At 71.3% G+C, this 15,804-nt stretch carries 16 protein-coding genes and 1 riboswitch; of the genes, 10 read left to right on the top strand and 6 right to left on the bottom strand.

Features of this window, described 5'->3' with window-relative positions:
• Positions 1–23: 23 nt before the first annotated feature.
• Entirely contained in the window at positions 24–596 is a 573-nt protein-coding gene (locus ACFP1K_RS27305) for a TIGR03086 family metal-binding protein (protein WP_380758442.1), read from the top strand.
• A gap of 16 nt (positions 597–612) precedes the next feature.
• On the opposite strand, the gene ACFP1K_RS27310 is transcribed toward ACFP1K_RS27305, so the two are convergent.
• Positions 613–687, bottom strand: coding sequence for a 50S ribosomal protein bL37 (locus ACFP1K_RS27310; protein ID WP_380758535.1), 75 nt, complete (start codon positions 685–687; stop codon positions 613–615).
• A 159-nt stretch (positions 688–846) separates the two neighbouring features.
• Between ACFP1K_RS27310 and ACFP1K_RS27315 the strand changes: the two genes are divergently transcribed.
• The 3 genes from ACFP1K_RS27315 to ACFP1K_RS27325 all read left to right on the top strand — a co-directional run bounded on the left by ACFP1K_RS27315 (position 847) and on the right by ACFP1K_RS27325 (position 3,916).
• Positions 847–1,665: a DeoR/GlpR family DNA-binding transcription regulator gene (locus ACFP1K_RS27315; RefSeq protein WP_380758444.1), complete on the top strand. Its 819-nt coding sequence runs from the start codon at positions 847–849 to the stop codon at positions 1,663–1,665.
• The gene (gene galT / locus ACFP1K_RS27320; protein WP_380758445.1) at positions 1,662–2,732 is read left to right on the top strand and encodes a galactose-1-phosphate uridylyltransferase; all 1,071 of its coding nucleotides are present in this window, start codon (positions 1,662–1,664) and stop codon (positions 2,730–2,732) included. The genes ACFP1K_RS27315 and galT overlap by 4 nt, the downstream gene beginning before the upstream one ends.
• Before the next feature lie 73 nt (positions 2,733–2,805).
• Positions 2,806–2,943: riboswitch (cyclic di-AMP (ydaO/yuaA leader) on the top strand.
• A gap of 34 nt (positions 2,944–2,977) precedes the next feature.
• Entirely contained in the window at positions 2,978–3,916 is a 939-nt protein-coding gene (locus ACFP1K_RS27325) for a coiled-coil domain-containing protein (protein ID WP_380758447.1), read from the top strand.
• A gap of 36 nt (positions 3,917–3,952) precedes the next feature.
• On the opposite strand, the gene ACFP1K_RS27330 is transcribed toward ACFP1K_RS27325, so the two are convergent.
• The gene (locus tag ACFP1K_RS27330; protein ID WP_380758449.1) at positions 3,953–5,257 is read right to left on the bottom strand and encodes a M50 family metallopeptidase; all 1,305 of its coding nucleotides are present in this window, start codon (positions 5,255–5,257) and stop codon (positions 3,953–3,955) included.
• Positions 5,258–5,510: 253 nt separating this feature from the next.
• On the opposite strand from ACFP1K_RS27330, the gene ACFP1K_RS27335 reads away from it, so the two are divergent.
• The gene (locus tag ACFP1K_RS27335; protein ID WP_380758452.1) at positions 5,511–6,116 is read left to right on the top strand and encodes a LuxR C-terminal-related transcriptional regulator; all 606 of its coding nucleotides are present in this window, start codon (positions 5,511–5,513) and stop codon (positions 6,114–6,116) included.
• A 9-nt stretch (positions 6,117–6,125) separates the two neighbouring features.
• On the opposite strand, the gene ACFP1K_RS27340 is transcribed toward ACFP1K_RS27335, so the two are convergent.
• Positions 6,126–7,241: a PP2C family protein-serine/threonine phosphatase gene (locus tag ACFP1K_RS27340; protein ID WP_380758455.1), complete on the bottom strand. Its 1,116-nt coding sequence runs from the start codon at positions 7,239–7,241 to the stop codon at positions 6,126–6,128.
• 118 nt (positions 7,242–7,359) lie between these two features.
• Between ACFP1K_RS27340 and ACFP1K_RS27345 the strand changes: the two genes are divergently transcribed.
• Positions 7,360–8,613, top strand: a complete 1,254-nt coding sequence (locus ACFP1K_RS27345) for a GNAT family N-acetyltransferase (RefSeq protein WP_380758458.1) — start codon at positions 7,360–7,362, stop codon at positions 8,611–8,613.
• A gap of 21 nt (positions 8,614–8,634) precedes the next feature.
• Positions 8,635–8,850, top strand: coding sequence for a hypothetical protein (locus tag ACFP1K_RS27350; protein ID WP_380758460.1), 216 nt, complete (start codon positions 8,635–8,637; stop codon positions 8,848–8,850).
• A gap of 54 nt (positions 8,851–8,904) precedes the next feature.
• Here ACFP1K_RS27350 and ACFP1K_RS27355 read toward each other — a convergent pair whose 3' ends face one another.
• Entirely contained in the window at positions 8,905–9,381 is a 477-nt protein-coding gene (locus tag ACFP1K_RS27355; protein ID WP_380758462.1) for a ribose-5-phosphate isomerase, read from the bottom strand.
• 132 nt (positions 9,382–9,513) lie between these two features.
• On the opposite strand from ACFP1K_RS27355, the gene def reads away from it, so the two are divergent.
• Complete coding sequence (gene def, locus ACFP1K_RS27360; RefSeq protein ID WP_380758465.1) at positions 9,514–10,002, top strand: peptide deformylase; 489 nt, start codon at positions 9,514–9,516, stop codon at positions 10,000–10,002.
• 18 nt (positions 10,003–10,020) lie between these two features.
• On the opposite strand, the gene ACFP1K_RS27365 is transcribed toward def, so the two are convergent.
• Both ACFP1K_RS27365 and ACFP1K_RS27370 read right to left on the bottom strand, forming a co-directional pair.
• The gene (locus ACFP1K_RS27365) at positions 10,021–11,427 is read right to left on the bottom strand and encodes an aldehyde dehydrogenase family protein (RefSeq protein ID WP_380758467.1); all 1,407 of its coding nucleotides are present in this window, start codon (positions 11,425–11,427) and stop codon (positions 10,021–10,023) included.
• A gap of 160 nt (positions 11,428–11,587) precedes the next feature.
• Positions 11,588–12,226 carry a mycothiol-dependent nitroreductase Rv2466c family protein gene (locus tag ACFP1K_RS27370; protein WP_380758469.1) on the bottom strand — a complete coding sequence of 213 codons (639 nt, stop codon included), beginning with the start codon at positions 12,224–12,226 and terminating at the stop codon, positions 11,588–11,590.
• A 236-nt stretch (positions 12,227–12,462) separates the two neighbouring features.
• Here ACFP1K_RS27370 and pepN point away from each other — a divergent pair, with 236 nt between their 5' ends.
• Together pepN and ACFP1K_RS27380 are read left to right on the top strand one after the other, a co-directional pair.
• On the top strand, positions 12,463–15,030 hold the full coding sequence (pepN, locus tag ACFP1K_RS27375) for an aminopeptidase N (RefSeq protein WP_380758471.1): 2,568 nt from the start codon (positions 12,463–12,465) through the stop codon (positions 15,028–15,030).
• A 205-nt stretch (positions 15,031–15,235) separates the two neighbouring features.
• Positions 15,236–15,796 (top strand): LemA family protein, encoded by a 561-nt coding sequence (locus tag ACFP1K_RS27380; RefSeq protein ID WP_380758473.1) that lies wholly within the window; start codon positions 15,236–15,238, stop codon positions 15,794–15,796.
• Positions 15,797–15,804 lie beyond the last annotated feature (8 nt).

The raw sequence follows: 15,804 nt of genomic DNA on the forward strand, positions 1-15,804 counted from the left end.
CGGAGCGACGACGCGGGAGGGTCATGATGACGGTGGGCATCCGCGAGGCGTATCGGCGGGCTCTCGACGATTGCGGCGTTCAGGTGCAGCGGGTGGCGCCCGGCCAGTGGTGGGCGCCCACGCCGTGCGCGGGCTGGGACGTGCGCACGCTGGTCAACCACCTGGTGGGCGAGAGCCTGATGGTGCCCGAGCTCATGTCGGGCCGGTCGGCGGCCGAGATCGGCGATCTGTTCGAGGGCGACCTGCTCGGCGACGACCCGGTGAAGGCGTACGACGTGGCGGCGGCGGCCGCCGTCCGCGCCACCGAGCCGCCGGACGCGCTCACCCGCACGGTGCGCCTGTCGTTCGGCGACGTGTCCGGCGAGGAGTACTTCACCGAGCTGTTCGCGGACGCGTTGATCCACACCTGGGACATCTCCACGGCCATCGGCCCAGAGGTGCGGCTGGATCCGGAGCTGGTACGGCTGTGCGCCGAGTGGTTCGCGCGCACCGAGGAGGCCTACCGGCAGACGGGCGTGATCGGCGAGCGCCCGCCTCTCCCGGCGGACGCCGATCCGCAGACCCGGCTGCTGGCCGCCTGGGGCCGCTGCGGCTGACCCCGGCGCGCGGGCGTCAGCTCGCGGGACGCCTGCCGTGGTTGGCCTTCTTCTTCTTGCGGGCCCGGCTCTTGCGTGCACGTCTGCCCATCGTGGATCACCTTTCGCCTTGGTCTCGTCCCCAACAATGCCCGTGCCGTCCTGCCCCCACAACCCTCGATCATGAAAAGAAGGCCATTCCACCAGGTTCCAACAATGATCCCTTGGCAATATGGGATGATTTGCTGGAATCTGTGGAAAAGGAGGCTCGATGCTGGCCCAGCAGCGGCAGCAGGCGATCCTGCGGCGCGTGCGCAGGCACGGCGCGGCCCGAGTGGCGGAGCTGGTGCGCGACCTCGGGGTGTCGGACATGACCATCCGCCGCGACCTGGAGGTCCTGGCCGAGCGGGGCCTGGTCGAGAAGGTGCACGGCGGCGCCACCGCCGTCGGGTCCGGCTCGACCGAGGAACCCGGCTTCGCCGCCAAGTCGGTACGCCAGCAGGCCGAGAAGGAGGCCATCGCCCGCCGGGCCGCCGAGCTGGTGGGGCCGGGCACGGCGGTCGCGCTGTCGGCGGGCACCACCACCTGGACGCTGGCGCACCACCTGGTGGACGTGCCCGAGCTGACCGTCATCACCAACTCCCCCCGCGTCGCCGACGTGTTCCACCACGCCGGGCGGCCGGACCAGACCATCGTGCTGACCGGCGGGGTGCGCACCCCTTCCGACGCGCTGGTCGGGCCGGTCGCGGTGGGCGCGGTGCGCACACTGAACGTCGACACACTGATGCTCGGCGTGCACGGCATGAGCGCGCGGGCCGGGTTCAGCACCCCGAACCTGCTGGAGGCCGAGACCGACCGCGAGCTGATCGCGGCGGCGCAGCGGCTGGTCGTGCTGGCCGACCACACCAAGTGGGGCACGGTGGGCTTCAGCACGATCGCCAGGCTGGAGGAGGCCGACGTGCTGATCAGCGACACCGGCCTGCCGGAGGAGGCGCGCGAGGCCCTGGCCGAGCGGGACTGCTCGCTCATCCTGGCCGACCCCGCGGAGAGCGGCGGCACCGAGAGGGAAAGCGAGGTGGCCGGGGGATGAAACGCACGATCACTCATCTGGCCGACGGACGCGAGCTCATCTATTTCGACCGCGCGGACGACGCCGACCGCGGCGCGCCCGACACCCGCGACCTGCCGCCCCGCCCGCCGTCGTCGCAGCTGCGCTACGACCCGCTGCTGGACGAGTGGGTGGCGGTCGCCGGGCACCGGCAGGGCCGCACCTTCCTCCCCCCGGCCGACCAGTGCCCGCTGTGCCCGTCGGCGCCGGGGCGGCTCACCGAGATCCCGGCCGCGGACTACGACGTCGCGGTCTTCGAGAACCGCTTCCCGTCCTTCAGTTTCGTGCCGGGCGAGTACGAGCAGGTGGGCGGGCTCAGCGAGGTACGGCCCGGCGTGGGCCGGTGCGAGGTGGTGTGCTTCACCTCCCGGCACGACTCGTCGTTCTCCGCCCTCTCCCCCGCGCAGGTCGATCTGGTGCTCCAGGCGTGGGCGGACCGCACGGCCGAGTTGTCCGCGCTGCCCGGGGTGGAGCAGGTGTTCTGCTTCGAGAACCGCGGCGCCGAGATCGGCATCACGCTGGCCCACCCGCACGGGCAGATCTACGCCTATCCCTACCTAACCCCGCGCACCCGGCAGATGCTCGGCTCCGCCGCGCGGTACCGGGACCGCACCGGCGGCGACCTGTTCGCGGACGTGCTGGCGGCCGAGCGGGCGGAGGGCACGCGGGTGGTCGCGGCCGGCGAGCACTGGACGGCGTTCGTGCCCGCCGCGGCGCGCTGGCCGTTCGAGGTGCACGTCTACCCGAACCGCCGGGTGCCCGACCTGAACGCCCTGGAGCCCGAGGAGCGGGCGGAGTTCGGCACCCTGTACACCGGGGTGCTACGGCGGCTGGACGGGCTGTTCGGGGTGCCGATGCCGTACGTCGCGGCCTGGCACCAGGCGCCGGTGCGGGAGGGGCGCGATCTGGCGTACCTGCACCTGGAGCTGTTCAGCGTCCGGCGGGCCAAGGAGAAGCTGAAGTACCTCGCGGGGTCGGAGTCGGCGATGGGGGCGTTCGTCAACGACGTGCTGCCCGAGGAGGCCGCGCGGATGCTGAGGGATGCCTAGTTTCGCCCAATTTGTCCGATGAGTCGCCACAAGGCGCTGCAGAGTACTAGCATCCCATCCATTCCCGCCGGTAACGGCGGTCACGCCTAATCCCTGGCGCCTCGCCAGGGAACCGGGGACCCAGTGGTTTCTGGGGTGAATCCACCTCGTGTGGTAGGGCGACTCCGGCCCGAACCCGTCAGCTAACCCGGTCGGCGGATGGAGAGGAGAAGGCTCTGCCGCGCACTACCGGCGGTTCCGTGGTCATGGCCGCGTGTGTTCTGCTCATGGCCGGGCTGGTGCCCGGCCAGGCGGTGGCGGGAGCCGCCGCCCCCAAGCCCACCGAGAAGGAACTCAAGGCCCAGCTCGCGTCGCTCACCAAGAAGATCGACAAGCTGATCGCCGAGTACAACGCCAAGCGCGTCGCCGTCGGCAAGGCCAAGGCCGCCGAGAAGGCGGCGCGCGACCGGCTGAAGTCCGCCGAGGCGGCGTACGCCCTGGCCCAGTCGCAAGTGCGCGACATCGCCCAACTGCGCTACCAGGCCGGCGGCCTCGGGCTGGTGGGCGAGCTGATGTCCCCCGGGTACGGCGGCGCCGCGATGTTCGAGCAGCTCCAGGCCGAGCAGAGCGCCCGGCTGAGCGGGTTCGCCTCCGCCCGCGACACCCGCAAGCAGGCCGCGGGCGACGCCGAGAAGCTCACCGCCGAGCTGCGGGACGACATGACCGAGGTCTCCGGGCAGCGCAAGGACGCCGAGAAGCTGATCGACGAGATCAAGGACAAGCTGGACAAGCTGATCCCCACGGCCCCCGGCAAGCGGGCCAACGGCGCCTGGGCGCCCGAACTCCCCACCGGGAGCGACAACATCACCCCGCGCACCCGGCTGATGCGCGCCGAGGTGCGGAGCCACTTCACACTGCGCTTCCCGGTCGGCTGCTACCGCGCGGAGACCAGCGGCGAGCACCCGCTCGGCCGCGCCTGCGACTTCATGCTGAGCTCGGGCGGCGCGCTGCCCGCCGCCGGAGACGCCGCCCTCGGCAACGAGATCGCGGCCTGGATCATCAAGAACGGCGGCAAGCTCGGCGTCAAGTACGTGATCTACCGCCAGCGCATCTACAACCTGGGCTTCCCCGGCTGGCGCCCCATGTCCGACCGCGGCGGCGTCACTGCCAACCACTTCGACCACGTGCACATCTCGATGTACTGACCGGCCCGGGGCACGGGCCGGTCAGATGGGGCCCGGTCAGCCGGACAGGCGGATCGGGTTGACGATGTCGGCGTAGATGAGCAGGGTGCTCATGACCAGGAGCACGGCCACCACGGCGTAGGTCAGGGGCAGGGCCTTGGCGATGTCGACGTAGGAGGGGGCCGGGCGGCGGCGCAGGCGGGCGTAGGCGCGCTTGATGCCCTCCCACAGGGCGCCGGCGATCTGGCCGCCGTCCAGGGGCAGCAGCGGGACCAGGTTGAACATGCCGATCGCGAGGTTCACCAAGGCGAGCAGCTGGATCAACGAGATGATCTTGGTGTCCAGGGGGGCGGCGGACGCGGCGATCTCGCCGCCGATCCTTCCCGCGCCGACGATGCTGGCGGGGCTGTTGATGTCACGCTTGGCGCCACTGAAGGCGGCGTCCCAGACGCCGCCGATGCGCTCGGGGAAGCGGGCCAGCGACGCGGCGGTGCGGGCGGTGAAGTCCCACATCGTGCCGGCGACGAAGCCGAGGTTCTGACGTTCGACGACCACCACGGGGCTCACACCGAGGAAGCCGGCGTTCTTCTCGATCTTGGCTGGGTCGTCCGCCGAGGGCCGGTCCTGCGCGATGAGCGTCGGGGTGAGGGTCAGCGGCGTGCCGTTCCGCTCGACCTGGACGGCGATCGGCCCGGCGCCGTGCTGACGGATCAGCTTGGTGGCCTGCTCCCAGCTGGTGACCGGGGTGCCGCCCACGGCCACGATCTTGTCGTTGGCCCGCAGGCCGGCCACGGCGGCGGGGGACGCGACGTGCGCGGAGGTGCACTCCTGGCCCTTCTGCTGCTCCTGGACGGTCATGACGCACTTGGAGACGGCGGCCACGACCGGCTGGGCGACCTGGATGCCGAACCCCATCAGCACGACCGCGAAGAGCACGAAGGCGAGCACGAAGTTCATCGCGGGGCCACCCACGAAGATGATCAGGCGCTGCCACCAGGGCTTGCGGTACAGGACGCGGTCCTCGTCACCCGGCCTGACCTCCTCCAGGGACGCCTGCCTGGCGCTCTCGATGAGCCCCTGCCAGTAGCCGGTGGAGAGGTTGCGCAGCTTGCCCTGATCCTGCGGGCGCGGCGGGAGCGGGCCGATCATGCGGATGTAGCCGCCGAGCGGAATCCATTTCACGCCGTATTCGGTTTCCTTGGTCCGCTTGGACCACAGCGTGGGCCCGAAACCGACCATGTACTGGGTGACCTTCACCCCGAAGAACTTGGCGGGGACCAGGTGGCCGATCTCGTGCAGGGCAATCGACGCCATCAACCCGAGGAAGAAGATGAGAAACCCGGCCACGACGAGCCAGCTCATAGCTGCTGCCCCCCACCTGCGGAGAAGATGTGTTGGGTTTGGATTGCCCTCTCCGAGACTAACCGAACTCGGGGATGGCCCGGTCCCACCGGGTTAATCATCTTCACACCGACCAACCGTAGGAGTGACTTGCGCACGGTGCACCGAATCGGGAGACTGCATTGACGGTAAGCAATCATCTCGACACCGTGGGATATGACTCGGTTAAGTAACATTTGCCGGATTCAGCGCCACAATGCCCCCTAGGAGAACCTTGATACGCATCCTGGTTGCCGAACATCTCCCCCTTGTCCGGCGGGGACTGGTGGCCTCGCTGGACGCGGAGAAGGATCTCACGGTGATCGCCGATGTGGCCTGTGGTGAGTACGTCGTGCCGGCGGCGCTGGAACTCGACCCCGACGTCGCCGTGATGGACGTGGACCTCCCCGACCTCGACGGACTGACCGCCGCGGCCCGCCTGCACGAGAAGGCGCCACGCTGCAGGGTACTGCTGCTGTCCGCGCAGCCCAATCCGGGGCAGGTGCGGCGGGCCTTCGCCGCGCACGCCCTCGGTTTCCTCAGCATCGACGTGGCCCCCGAGCCGCTGGCGGACGGCATCCGCAGGGTCGCCTCGGGGCGCAAGGCCGTCGACTCCGACCTGGCGATCGCCGCGCTGACCTCGGCGGACAACCCGCTGACCCCTCGGGAGATGGACGTGCTGCGGCTGGCGGCGCAGGGTTCGGCCTCCAAGGAGATTGCCGCGAAGCTGTATCTGTCCGTGGGAACGGTCCGAAATCATCTGTCGCGGGTCATGTACAAGACCGGGGCGCGCAACCGCCTGGACGCCGTGCGCATCGCCAGCGAGGCCGGATGGCTGTAGGGGCGGCGGTCACGGACGCCAGATGAGGATGAGCGCGCAGTCGTCGTTGTGCCCGGCCGACATCGAGTCCACCAGGGGCCGCGCCCCGCTCTGGAAGCCCGACGGCACGAGGCGCTCGGCCTCGCCGAGCAGCCGGTCGAGCCCGGAGTCGATGTCGCGGCCCGGCTGCTCGATCAGCCCGTCGGTGTAGAGCATGAGGGCGTCGCCCTTGTGCAGCACGCCGCTGTCCGGCTCGCAGTGGAGGTCGGGCACGACGCCCAGCACCACGCCCTTGGCGGCCGAGACCTGCCAGGTGCCGGTGCCGGCGTCGAACTTCACCACCGGCGGGTGGCCCGCGGAGGTGATCTCATACGCCCCGGTGGAAAGATCCAGCCTCAGGTGGACGGCGGTGACGAACCCCTCCCCCTCGGGCTGGCGATGGAGGTAGGCGTTGCACGCGGGCAGGAACGCCTCGACCGAGCCGAGCAGCCCGCCGAAGGTGCCCGACAGCATCAGCGCGCGGGTGCCGGCGTCCACGCCTTTGCCCGAGACGTCGACCAGCGCGATATCCAGGATGGAGCCGTTGCGGGTGGACACCAGGAAGTCGCCGCCGAACGACGACCCGCCGGCCTGCTTGAGCACGACCCGCGAGCCCCAGTCCTTGGGCAGCGCGGGCAGGTCGCCCTGCCGCTTGAGCCGGTCGCGCAGCTCCAGCAGCATGGCGTCGCCGCGCAGCCCCTGCACGCCGAGCTTGCCGCGGGTGCGGGCCATCAGCACGGCGAGCACCATGGTGAAGCCGAGCGTGACCAGCATGCCGGGCGTGAGGTGGCGCGGCCCGAGCAGCACCGCGATGGTGCCGAGGGCGGCGAAGACCGAGCAGAGCAGCACGGCCAGGCTGCGCAGCCGCAGCTGCAGGCCGCCGACCAGGGTGACCAGGATGAACAGGCTGGGCGAGAACCACTCACTGGAGACCCGGGCGGACAGGAAGCCGAGCAGGAGTGTGGTGACGCTCAGAGTGATCAGGAGATTCCGGTCGCGTGCCAGTGGCCCCCTGCGGAGGAATCGCACGATCCGCACCAGAAAAGGGATGCGTACCAAGATCGCGCGGAGCCGCGGGGGGATCAGCGGCGCCGGACGGGAACTCATGATGGAGCCGACTCTATCTGCCCGGATGCCCTTCGGGCAGCCCACTTGACCAAGACCTTGATCATTAAACGGGTATATTAGGTGGCCGATCCGGTTTGCCCGGTCCTAACGTGACCCCGTGACGTCTCTGCCAAGTCCCCGGTTCAGCCCGAGAATACGCACCCTCGACAAGTCCGAGTGGCCCGACTGGATAGGAGTGTTCCAGGAGGCCTTCAACGAGGAGTTCCCGCCGGAGCGCAACGCGCGCTTCGAGTCGATGATCGAGTTCGACCGTTCCCTCGGTGCCTTCGACGGCGATCAGCTGGTCGGCACGACCGTCGGGTGCAGCTTCTCCATGACCGTCCCGGGCGGGCCGCAGCCGGTGTGCGGCGTGACGGCCGTGGCCGTGCTGCCGTCCCACCGCCGCAGGGGCGTGCTGTCCGCGCTCATGCGGCGCCAGCTCGCCGACCTGCACGAGAGCGGCGAGGCGCTCGCCGCGCTGTACGCCTCCGAGGCCGGGATCTACGGCCGCTACGGCTACGGCAGGGCCGTGGACAACCTGTTCTTCGACATCCCGCGGCGCGGGTCGGAGTTCGCGCCGCACGCCCCGTCCGATCCGGCGCTGCGCGTGCGGGTGGTCAAGCCCAGCGAGGCGCGCGAGGAGCTGGCGAAGGTCTTCGAGGCCGTCCGCACCACGCGCCCCGGCCTGTACGCCCGCGACGAGGCCCGCTGGAACGGCATCCTGGCCGACGACGAGAGCGCCCGGCACGGCAACGGGCCGCAGCGCTGCGTGATCGCCGAGGACGACTCGGGCACGCGGGGCTACGCGCTGTTCCGGGTCAAGCCGTCGTTCACCGAGCACGACGTGCCCGAGGGCGAGGTGCTGCTGAGCGAGCTGTTCGCCCTCGACCCCGCCGCGTACGCCTTCGTGTGGCGGCAGGTGCTCGACCGCGACCTGTGCTCGCGGCTGCGCGCCTGGAACCGGCCCGTCGACGACCCGCTCATGCACATGATCGCCGAGCCGCGGATGCTCAGGGCGGGCTGGCTGGACGAGATGTGGGTGCGCGTCGTCGACGTGGAGCGGGCGATGACGGCCCGGGCGTACTCCGCGGCGGCGGACGTGGTCGTGGAGGTGACCGACCCGGTGTGTCCCTGGAACGAGGGCCGCTGGCGGCTGTCCTGCGACCGCGAGGGCTCCACCTGGTCCAGGACCACCGACCCCGCGGAGCTGCGGCTGCCGGCGAGCGTGCTCGGCGCCGCCTACCTCGGCGGACGGCCGCTCGGCCCGTACCACTCGGCGGGTGTCGCCGACGAGCTGCGGCACGGCGCGCTGCGGGCGTTGTCCTCGGCGATGATCTGGGAGATCGCCCCCTGGGGCGGGCTGGTCTTCTGAACCACTGAGTAGGATCCGGGCATGGCACTGCAGAGCTTGCAGATCACCACCGTCACGGCGATGCGCGCCCGTGACGTGTCCCGTCCGACCACCGAGCAACAGGACTCCGCCGACCGCAGGCCGCTGCGCGACGAGGCGCCCCGCAAGGCCGAGCAGCCGGCCAAGCGCCCCGAGCCGCCGCAGCGGCGGGTTCCCGAGCCGAGGCGCAAGCCCGAACCGAGGCGCCGCGCCGACTGACGCGGCGAACCGGCACGTCCCGCGGCGCCGAAGGGTGCCGCGGGACGTGCGGCGTCACTCGCCCGCGGGCAGGGGCGGCAGGACGCCGGAGTTCTCGTAGGTGGACAGCTGGGCGATGCGGCGCCGGTGGCGCTCGTCGCCGGAGAACGGCGTGGAGAGGAAGACCTCGACCAGGCGGGTGGCCTCTTCGGCGGTGTGCATGCGCGCGCCGATGGCGATGACGTTGGCGTCGTTGTGCTTGCGGCCGAGCGCGGCGGTGTCCTCGCTCCAGGCCAGGGCGGCGCGGATGCCGCGCACCTTGTTGGCGGCGATCTGCTCGCCGTTGCCCGAGCCGCCGATCACGACGCCGAGCCCGCCCGGGTCCGCGGCCACGGCCTCGGCGGCGCGCAGCACGAAGGTGGGGTAGTCGTCCTCGGCGTCGTAGACGAAGGCTCCGTCGTCGACGACGTCGTGGCCGTGGTCCTTCAGCCAGGACACCAGGTGGTTCTTGAGTTCGTAGCCGGCGTGGTCGGCGGCGAGGTAGACGCGCACGGCCTCATTCTCGCAGTCACGCGCCCCGCGGGTCCAACCGGCCGCGCCGATGGCGATCCGGTGGGACCGGCGGCCCGCCGTCCGCTAGAGTAATGGTCTCTCGGCCCTAGGACCTCTTACAGGAGAGCTCAAATGCGCGACATCCGCGTGATCGGCGACCCGGTGCTGCGCAGCCCCGCCGCGCCGGTGACGGACTTCGACCGTGACCTGCGGCGCCTCATCGACGAGATGATGGAGGCGATGTACGCGGCGGACGGCGTCGGCCTGGCCGCGCCGCAGATCGGCGTGGCCAAGCGGGTGTTCGTATACGACGTGAGCGGGCGCAAGGGCCACGTCGTCAACCCCGAGCTGGTGGTCGACGACACCGAGCAGATCCTGGACCAGGAGGGCTGCCTGTCGATCCCGGGCCGCACCACCGGCAAGCCGCTGTACGCCACGACGCCCCGCGCGGCCGGCGTGAGCCTCAGCGGGGTCGACCGCCTCGGCCGCCCGGTGAAGCTGAAGGCCCGCGGCATGCCGGCCCGCTGCTTCCAGCACGAGTGCGACCACCTGGACGGCGTGCTCTACGTCGACCACCTGGCCAAGGACACGGCCCGGCAGATCCTCCTCCAGGCCCCCTGACCGGTCCCGCCCGCTGGGTCACAGCTGCAGCGACTTGATCTCCTGGTACTCCTCCAGGCCGTACTCCCCCAGCTCGCGGCCCACGCCCGACTGCTTGTACCCGCCGAACGGCGCCGCGTGGTTGAAGCGGCCGCCGTTGATCGCGACCTGGCCGGTGCGCAGCCGCCGCGCCACGGCCACGGCGGCCTCCTCGCTGTCCGCCCACACCGCGCCCGCCAGGCCGTACGGCGTGCCGTTGGCGATCTCGACGGCCTGGTCCACCGTGGCGTACGGCACGATGACCAGCACCGGCCCGAAGATCTCCTCCTGCTCGATCGCCATGCCGGGCTCCACCCCGGCGAAGACGGTGGGCTCGATGTAGAAACCGCGTTCTTTCGGCCGGTCGCCGCCACCGGCGACCAGCCGGGCGCCCTCCTCCTGCCCCCGGGTGACGTAACCGGCCACGCGGTCGCGCTGCGCCGCCGACACCAGCGGCCCGAGACGGGTGCCCTCGTCGAAGGGGCCGCCGAGGGTGTATCCGGCCGTGGCGGCCACCGAGAGTTCCACGGCCTCGTCGTAGCTGTCGCGGTGGACGAGCATGCGGGTCCAGGCCGAGCAGGTCTGGCCGGAGTTGATGAAGGCGTTCGCCACGCCCACCTTGACGGCGGCGCGCATGTCGGCACCGGGGAGGATCACGTTGGCCGACTTGCCGCCGAGTTCCAGCGCGACCCGCTTGATCGTGTGGGCGGCCAGCGCCGCCACCCGGCGCCCGGCCCGGGTGGAACCGGTGAACGACACCACGTCGACCCCCGGGTGGGCGGCCAGCGCCTCCCCCACCACCGGCCCGAGCCCGCTGACCATGTTGAACACGCCGGGGGGCAGCCCGGCCTCGTGGAAGATCTCGGCGAGGGCGTACGCGGCGAGCGGCGCGACCTCGCTCGGCTTGAGCACGACGGTGCAGCCCGCGGCGAGGGCGGGCGCGACCTTGCACATCACCTGGTGCAGCGGGTAGTTCCACGGCGTGATGGCGGCGACCACCCCGGCGGGTTCGCGCACGATCAGCGAGTTGCCGACCCGCCGGCCCGCCTCGTCCAGCTCGGCGGCCATCCGGGCGTGGTCCTCGAGCACCGCGAGCGGCACGAGCGTCTGCACCCGCAGCGCCATGGGGTACGGCGCGCCCATGTCGGTCGCGATGATCCGCGCGATCTCCTCGGCCCGCTCCCGCAGCAGCCCCGCCGCGGCGCTCAGCAGCCCGGCGCGCTCGGCGGCCGGGGTGCGCGACCACGCGGGGAACGCCTCGCGCGCCGCGGCCACGGCGCGGTCCACGTCGTCCGGCGAGCCGGTGGGCACACGGTCGACGACCTGCTCGGTCGCCGGATCGACGACGTCGGTCCCGTCCCCCGAGGAGGACGGGACCCATGCTCCGCGCACGTACAACTGCCGCATACCCTCAACCCTCGCACCCGTTGGGCGCCGTCCCGGGGCGGGCGACCGGCGCCGTCCGAACGACGTTACGGCGGCGCCGCCGCGAGGGTCACTCCCTGACGCCGGATGTTGACGATTCGAAACCTGAACGCTACCCGGGCGCGTGTGCGCGGAGCTCGCCTCAGGTGAAGATGGGCGCCCTGGTGCGGGATCGCTTGATCTCGAAGAAACCGTCGGTGCCCGCAACCAGCAGCACACCGTCCCACAGCTTCCCCGCGTCCTCGCCCTTGGGGGCGGGGCTGACGACCGGGCCGAAGTAGGCGATGTCGCCGACGGCGATCACCGGGGTGCCGACCTCCTGGCCGACCAGGGTGATGCCGCGCTCGTGCGACCGGCGCACGGCGTCGTCGTACTCGGTGGAGTCGGCGGCGTCCACCAGGCCGGCGTCCAGGCCGAGGGATTCGAGGGCCTCGGCCAGCGCCGCGCGGACCGCGGCGGGCCGGCCCGGTCCCTTGGCCGCCGCCAGCACGCCCTCGACGTGGAAGCGGGTCCCGATCGCGGTGTACAGGTCGCCGAGGACGGCCTCGCCGTACTTGTCGGCGGCGGCCTGGAGCACGCGCACCGACGCCATCGCGTCCTTGAGCGCCTCGCGGTACTCGTCGGAGATGTCCTTGTCCTCGTTCAGCACGGCGAGGCTCATGATGTGCCACCGGGGCTCGATGGACCGCACGCCCTGGACCTCCTTGACCCAGCGGGAGGTCATCCAGGCCCACGGGCACAGCGGGTCGAACCAGAAGTCGACCGGAGTTGGTTCGGTCATGACACTCAGCTTTCCTGTGCGGGGTTCGGCGTCGTGGATTGCCGCGACAACAGCCCCAACCCACCCCCTGGGCCGTTCTATTCCACCCTAATCGAGTATGGAATAGGGCTGACATGGGGATGACGGAGCCCTGGGCACCCGGCGGAAACCCGTGCGCCATCACGGCGCCCGACGTGGCAGGATTCATGCATCCCTTCCGCGAGGAGGCGGGAGGAGCGCCAGGACGAGGAGTGGATGTGGCAGGCAATTTGACCCGCGACGAGGCCAGGGAGCGGGCCCGGCTGCTCGACGTCGAGTCCTACTCGGTCGAGCTCGACCTCACCGAGGGCGAAGAGCGGTTCGAGAGCATCACGACGGTCCGCTTCTCCTGTGCGGAGCCCGGCGCGGCCACGTTCATCGAACTCGCCGAGGCCAAGATCCGCTCGGCGACGCTGAACGGCACCGAGCTCGACGTCTCCACCTACGACGCCGCCACGGGCCGTCTGCCCCTGCCGGGCCTGGCCGCCGCCAACGAGCTGCGCGTCGACGCCGACTGCGTCTACATGCGCACCGGCGAGGGCCTCCACCGGTTCGTCGACCCCGTCGACCAGAAGGTCTACCTGCACTCGCAGTTCGAGACGGCCGACGCCCACCGCATGTACGCCTGCTTCGACCAGCCCGACCTGAAGGCCGCCTTCGAGCTGTCCACGCTGGTGCCGTCCGACTGGGAGGTCGTGTCCAACGCCGCCCCCGACTCGGTCGAGACGCTGGAGGAGCACCAGGGCAGGCACGGCGTGCTCCAGTCCGCCAAGCGGTGGCACTTCCCGCCCACGCCGGTGATGTCGACGTACATCACCGCCCTGATCGCCGGGCCGTACTCCGTGGTGCGCGCCGAGCACGACGGCATCCCGCTCGGGATCTTCTGCCGCGCCTCGCTGGCCGAGCACCTCGACGCCGACAACGTTTTCGAGGTGACCCGGCAGGGCTTCGACTTCTTCCACCAGGTCTTCGGCCTCCGGTACCCCTTCGGCAAGTACGACCAGCTGTTCGTCCCGGAGTTCAACGCCGGGGCCATGGAGAACGCCGGCGCGGTCACCCTGCTGGAGGACTACGTCTTCCGCTCGCGCGTCACCGACGCCATGGTGGAGCGCCGCGCCGAGACCATCCTGCACGAGATGGCCCACATGTGGTTCGGCGACCTGGTCACCATGCGCTGGTGGGACGACCTGTGGCTGAACGAGTCGTTCGCCACGTACATGTCGGTGCTCTGCCAGGCCGAGGCCACCCGCTGGGGCCAGGCCGCGTGGACCACCTTCGCCAACGTCGAGAAGGCCTGGGCCTACCGCCAGGACCAGCTGCCGTCCACCCACCCGATCGCCGCCGACATCCCGGACATGCAGGCGGTCGAGGTCAACTTCGACGGCATCACCTACGCCAAGGGCGCGGCGGTGCTCAAGCAGCTCGTGGCCTACGTCGGGCTGGACAACTTCCTGGCCGGCGTGCGCGACTACTTCGGCGAGCACGCCTGGGGCAACACCGAGCTGAAGGACCTGCTGTCCGCCCTGGAGCGCACCTCGGGGCGCGACCTGTCGTCCTGGTCGAAGGAATGGCTGGAGACCTCCTGGGTCAACACGCTGCGGCCGTCCTTCACGACGGACGACGAGGGCCGGTTCCTCGGCTTCGACGTGCTGCAGGAGGCCCCGGCCGAATACCCCACCCTGCGGTCCCACCGCATCGCCATCGGCCTGTACTCCTGGTCCGGTGACGCGCTGGAGCGGGTCCGCCGCGTCGAGCTGGACGTGGTCGGCGCCCGCACCGCGGTGGCCGAGCTGGTCGGCGAGGCGCAGCCCGACCTGATCCTGCTCAACGACGACGACCTCACCTACGCCAAGATCCGGCTGGACGAGCGCTCGCTGCGCACGCTGGTCAACGGCGGCATCGCGGCCTTCACCGACTCGCTGCCGCGCGCCCTGTGCTGGGCCGCGGCGTGGGACATGACGCGGGACGCCGAGACCGCCACCCGCGACTACGTGCGGCTGGTCGCCGGCGGCGTGCACTCCATCACCGACATCACCGTCCTGCAGACCGTGCTGCGCCAGGCGCACCAGGCCACCCGGCTGTACGCCGACCCGGCCTGGCGCGCCGAGGGCCTCGCCGAGCTGTCGGCGGCGCTGCGCCGCCTGATCGACGGCGCCGAGCCGGGGTCGGACCACCAGCTGTCCTTCGTCAACGCCTTCACCTCGGGCGCCACCTCGCCCGGCGACCTGGCGTTCGTCCAGGGCATCCTGGACGGCACGTCGGTGCCCGAGGGCCTGACCGTCGACGCCGACCTGCGGTGGTCGCTGATCCACTCGCTGGCGGCGGGCGGCGTGCTCGGCCCGGACGACATCGCGGCCGAGCTGCGGCGCGACCCGACGGCGACCGGCGAGCGGGCCGCGGCCACGTGCCAGGCGTCCGTGCCGACCGCCGAGGCCAAGGCCGCCGCGTGGTCCGCCATCACGGGCGGCGCGCTGAGCGGGGCGATGCTGCGCTCGACCATCGTCGGCTTCATGGACCCCGACCACGCCGAGCTGCTCCAGCCGTACGGCGAGCGGTTCTTCGCCGAGGTCGGCCGCATCTACGCCGAATGGTCGTCCGACAGCGCGCAGCGTTTCGCGATCGGCTGCTACCCGACGCTGCTGATCGACCCGGCGACCGTGGCCCGCACCCAGGACTACATCTCCGCCTCCGCACCGCCGCACGCGCTGCGCCGTCTCCTGCTGGAGGGCGCCGACGGCGTCAGCCGGGCGCTGCGCGCTCGGGCCAAGGACGCCTCGGCCGCCTGACGCCCGCCCGCGAGCCCGGCCCGCCTGACGCGCAAGTCCGGTTGCGCGTCAGGCGGGCCGGTCGTCCACCGGGGGTTCGGCCGCCTGTAAGCGCCGTGCAAGCGGCGGGCGGTGAGATGGGGACACAGCAAGGACAGCGGCCGTTCACACCGGGCCTGGCCAGGTCTGATGTGCGCGCTGTCACCACCGCCCGGGAGGACCCCCCGTGATTACCCTCGTCGTCGCCGGCGTCGTCGCCGTCCTGTTGCTCCTCCTGATCCTTTTCGCCGTCACGACCTACAACGGGCTGGTCCGCAGGCGCGGCGCCGTGGACAACGCGTGGGCGCAGATCGACGTGCAGCTCAAGCGGCGCCACGACCTGATCCCCAACCTCGTCGAGACCGTCAAGGGCTACGCCGCGCACGAGCGGCAGACCCTGGAGGCCGTGATCGCCGCCCGGCACCACGCCGTCGCCGCGCAGGGCCCGCAGGACCAGGCCGCCGCGGAGAACATGCTCAGCGGCGCGCTGAAGAACCTGTTCGCCCTGTCGGAGGCCTATCCCGACCTCAAGGCCGACCGGAACTTCGCCGCCCTCCAGGACGAGCTGGCGACCAGCGAGAACCGCATCGCGTACTCGCGCCAGTACTACAACGACGCCGTGCTGGCCTACAACAACGGCATCCAGACGGTGCCGGCGAACATCGTGGCCGGGATGACCGGGTTCACCGCGCGGGTGTACTTCCAGACGCCCGGCGAGGAGCGCGGCCCCGTCCAGGTCCGTTTCTGACCCGCCTC

This window comes from Sphaerisporangium aureirubrum (genome assembly GCF_042658925.1).
GTDB lineage: Bacteria > Actinomycetota > Actinomycetes > Streptosporangiales > Streptosporangiaceae > Sphaerisporangium > Sphaerisporangium aureirubrum.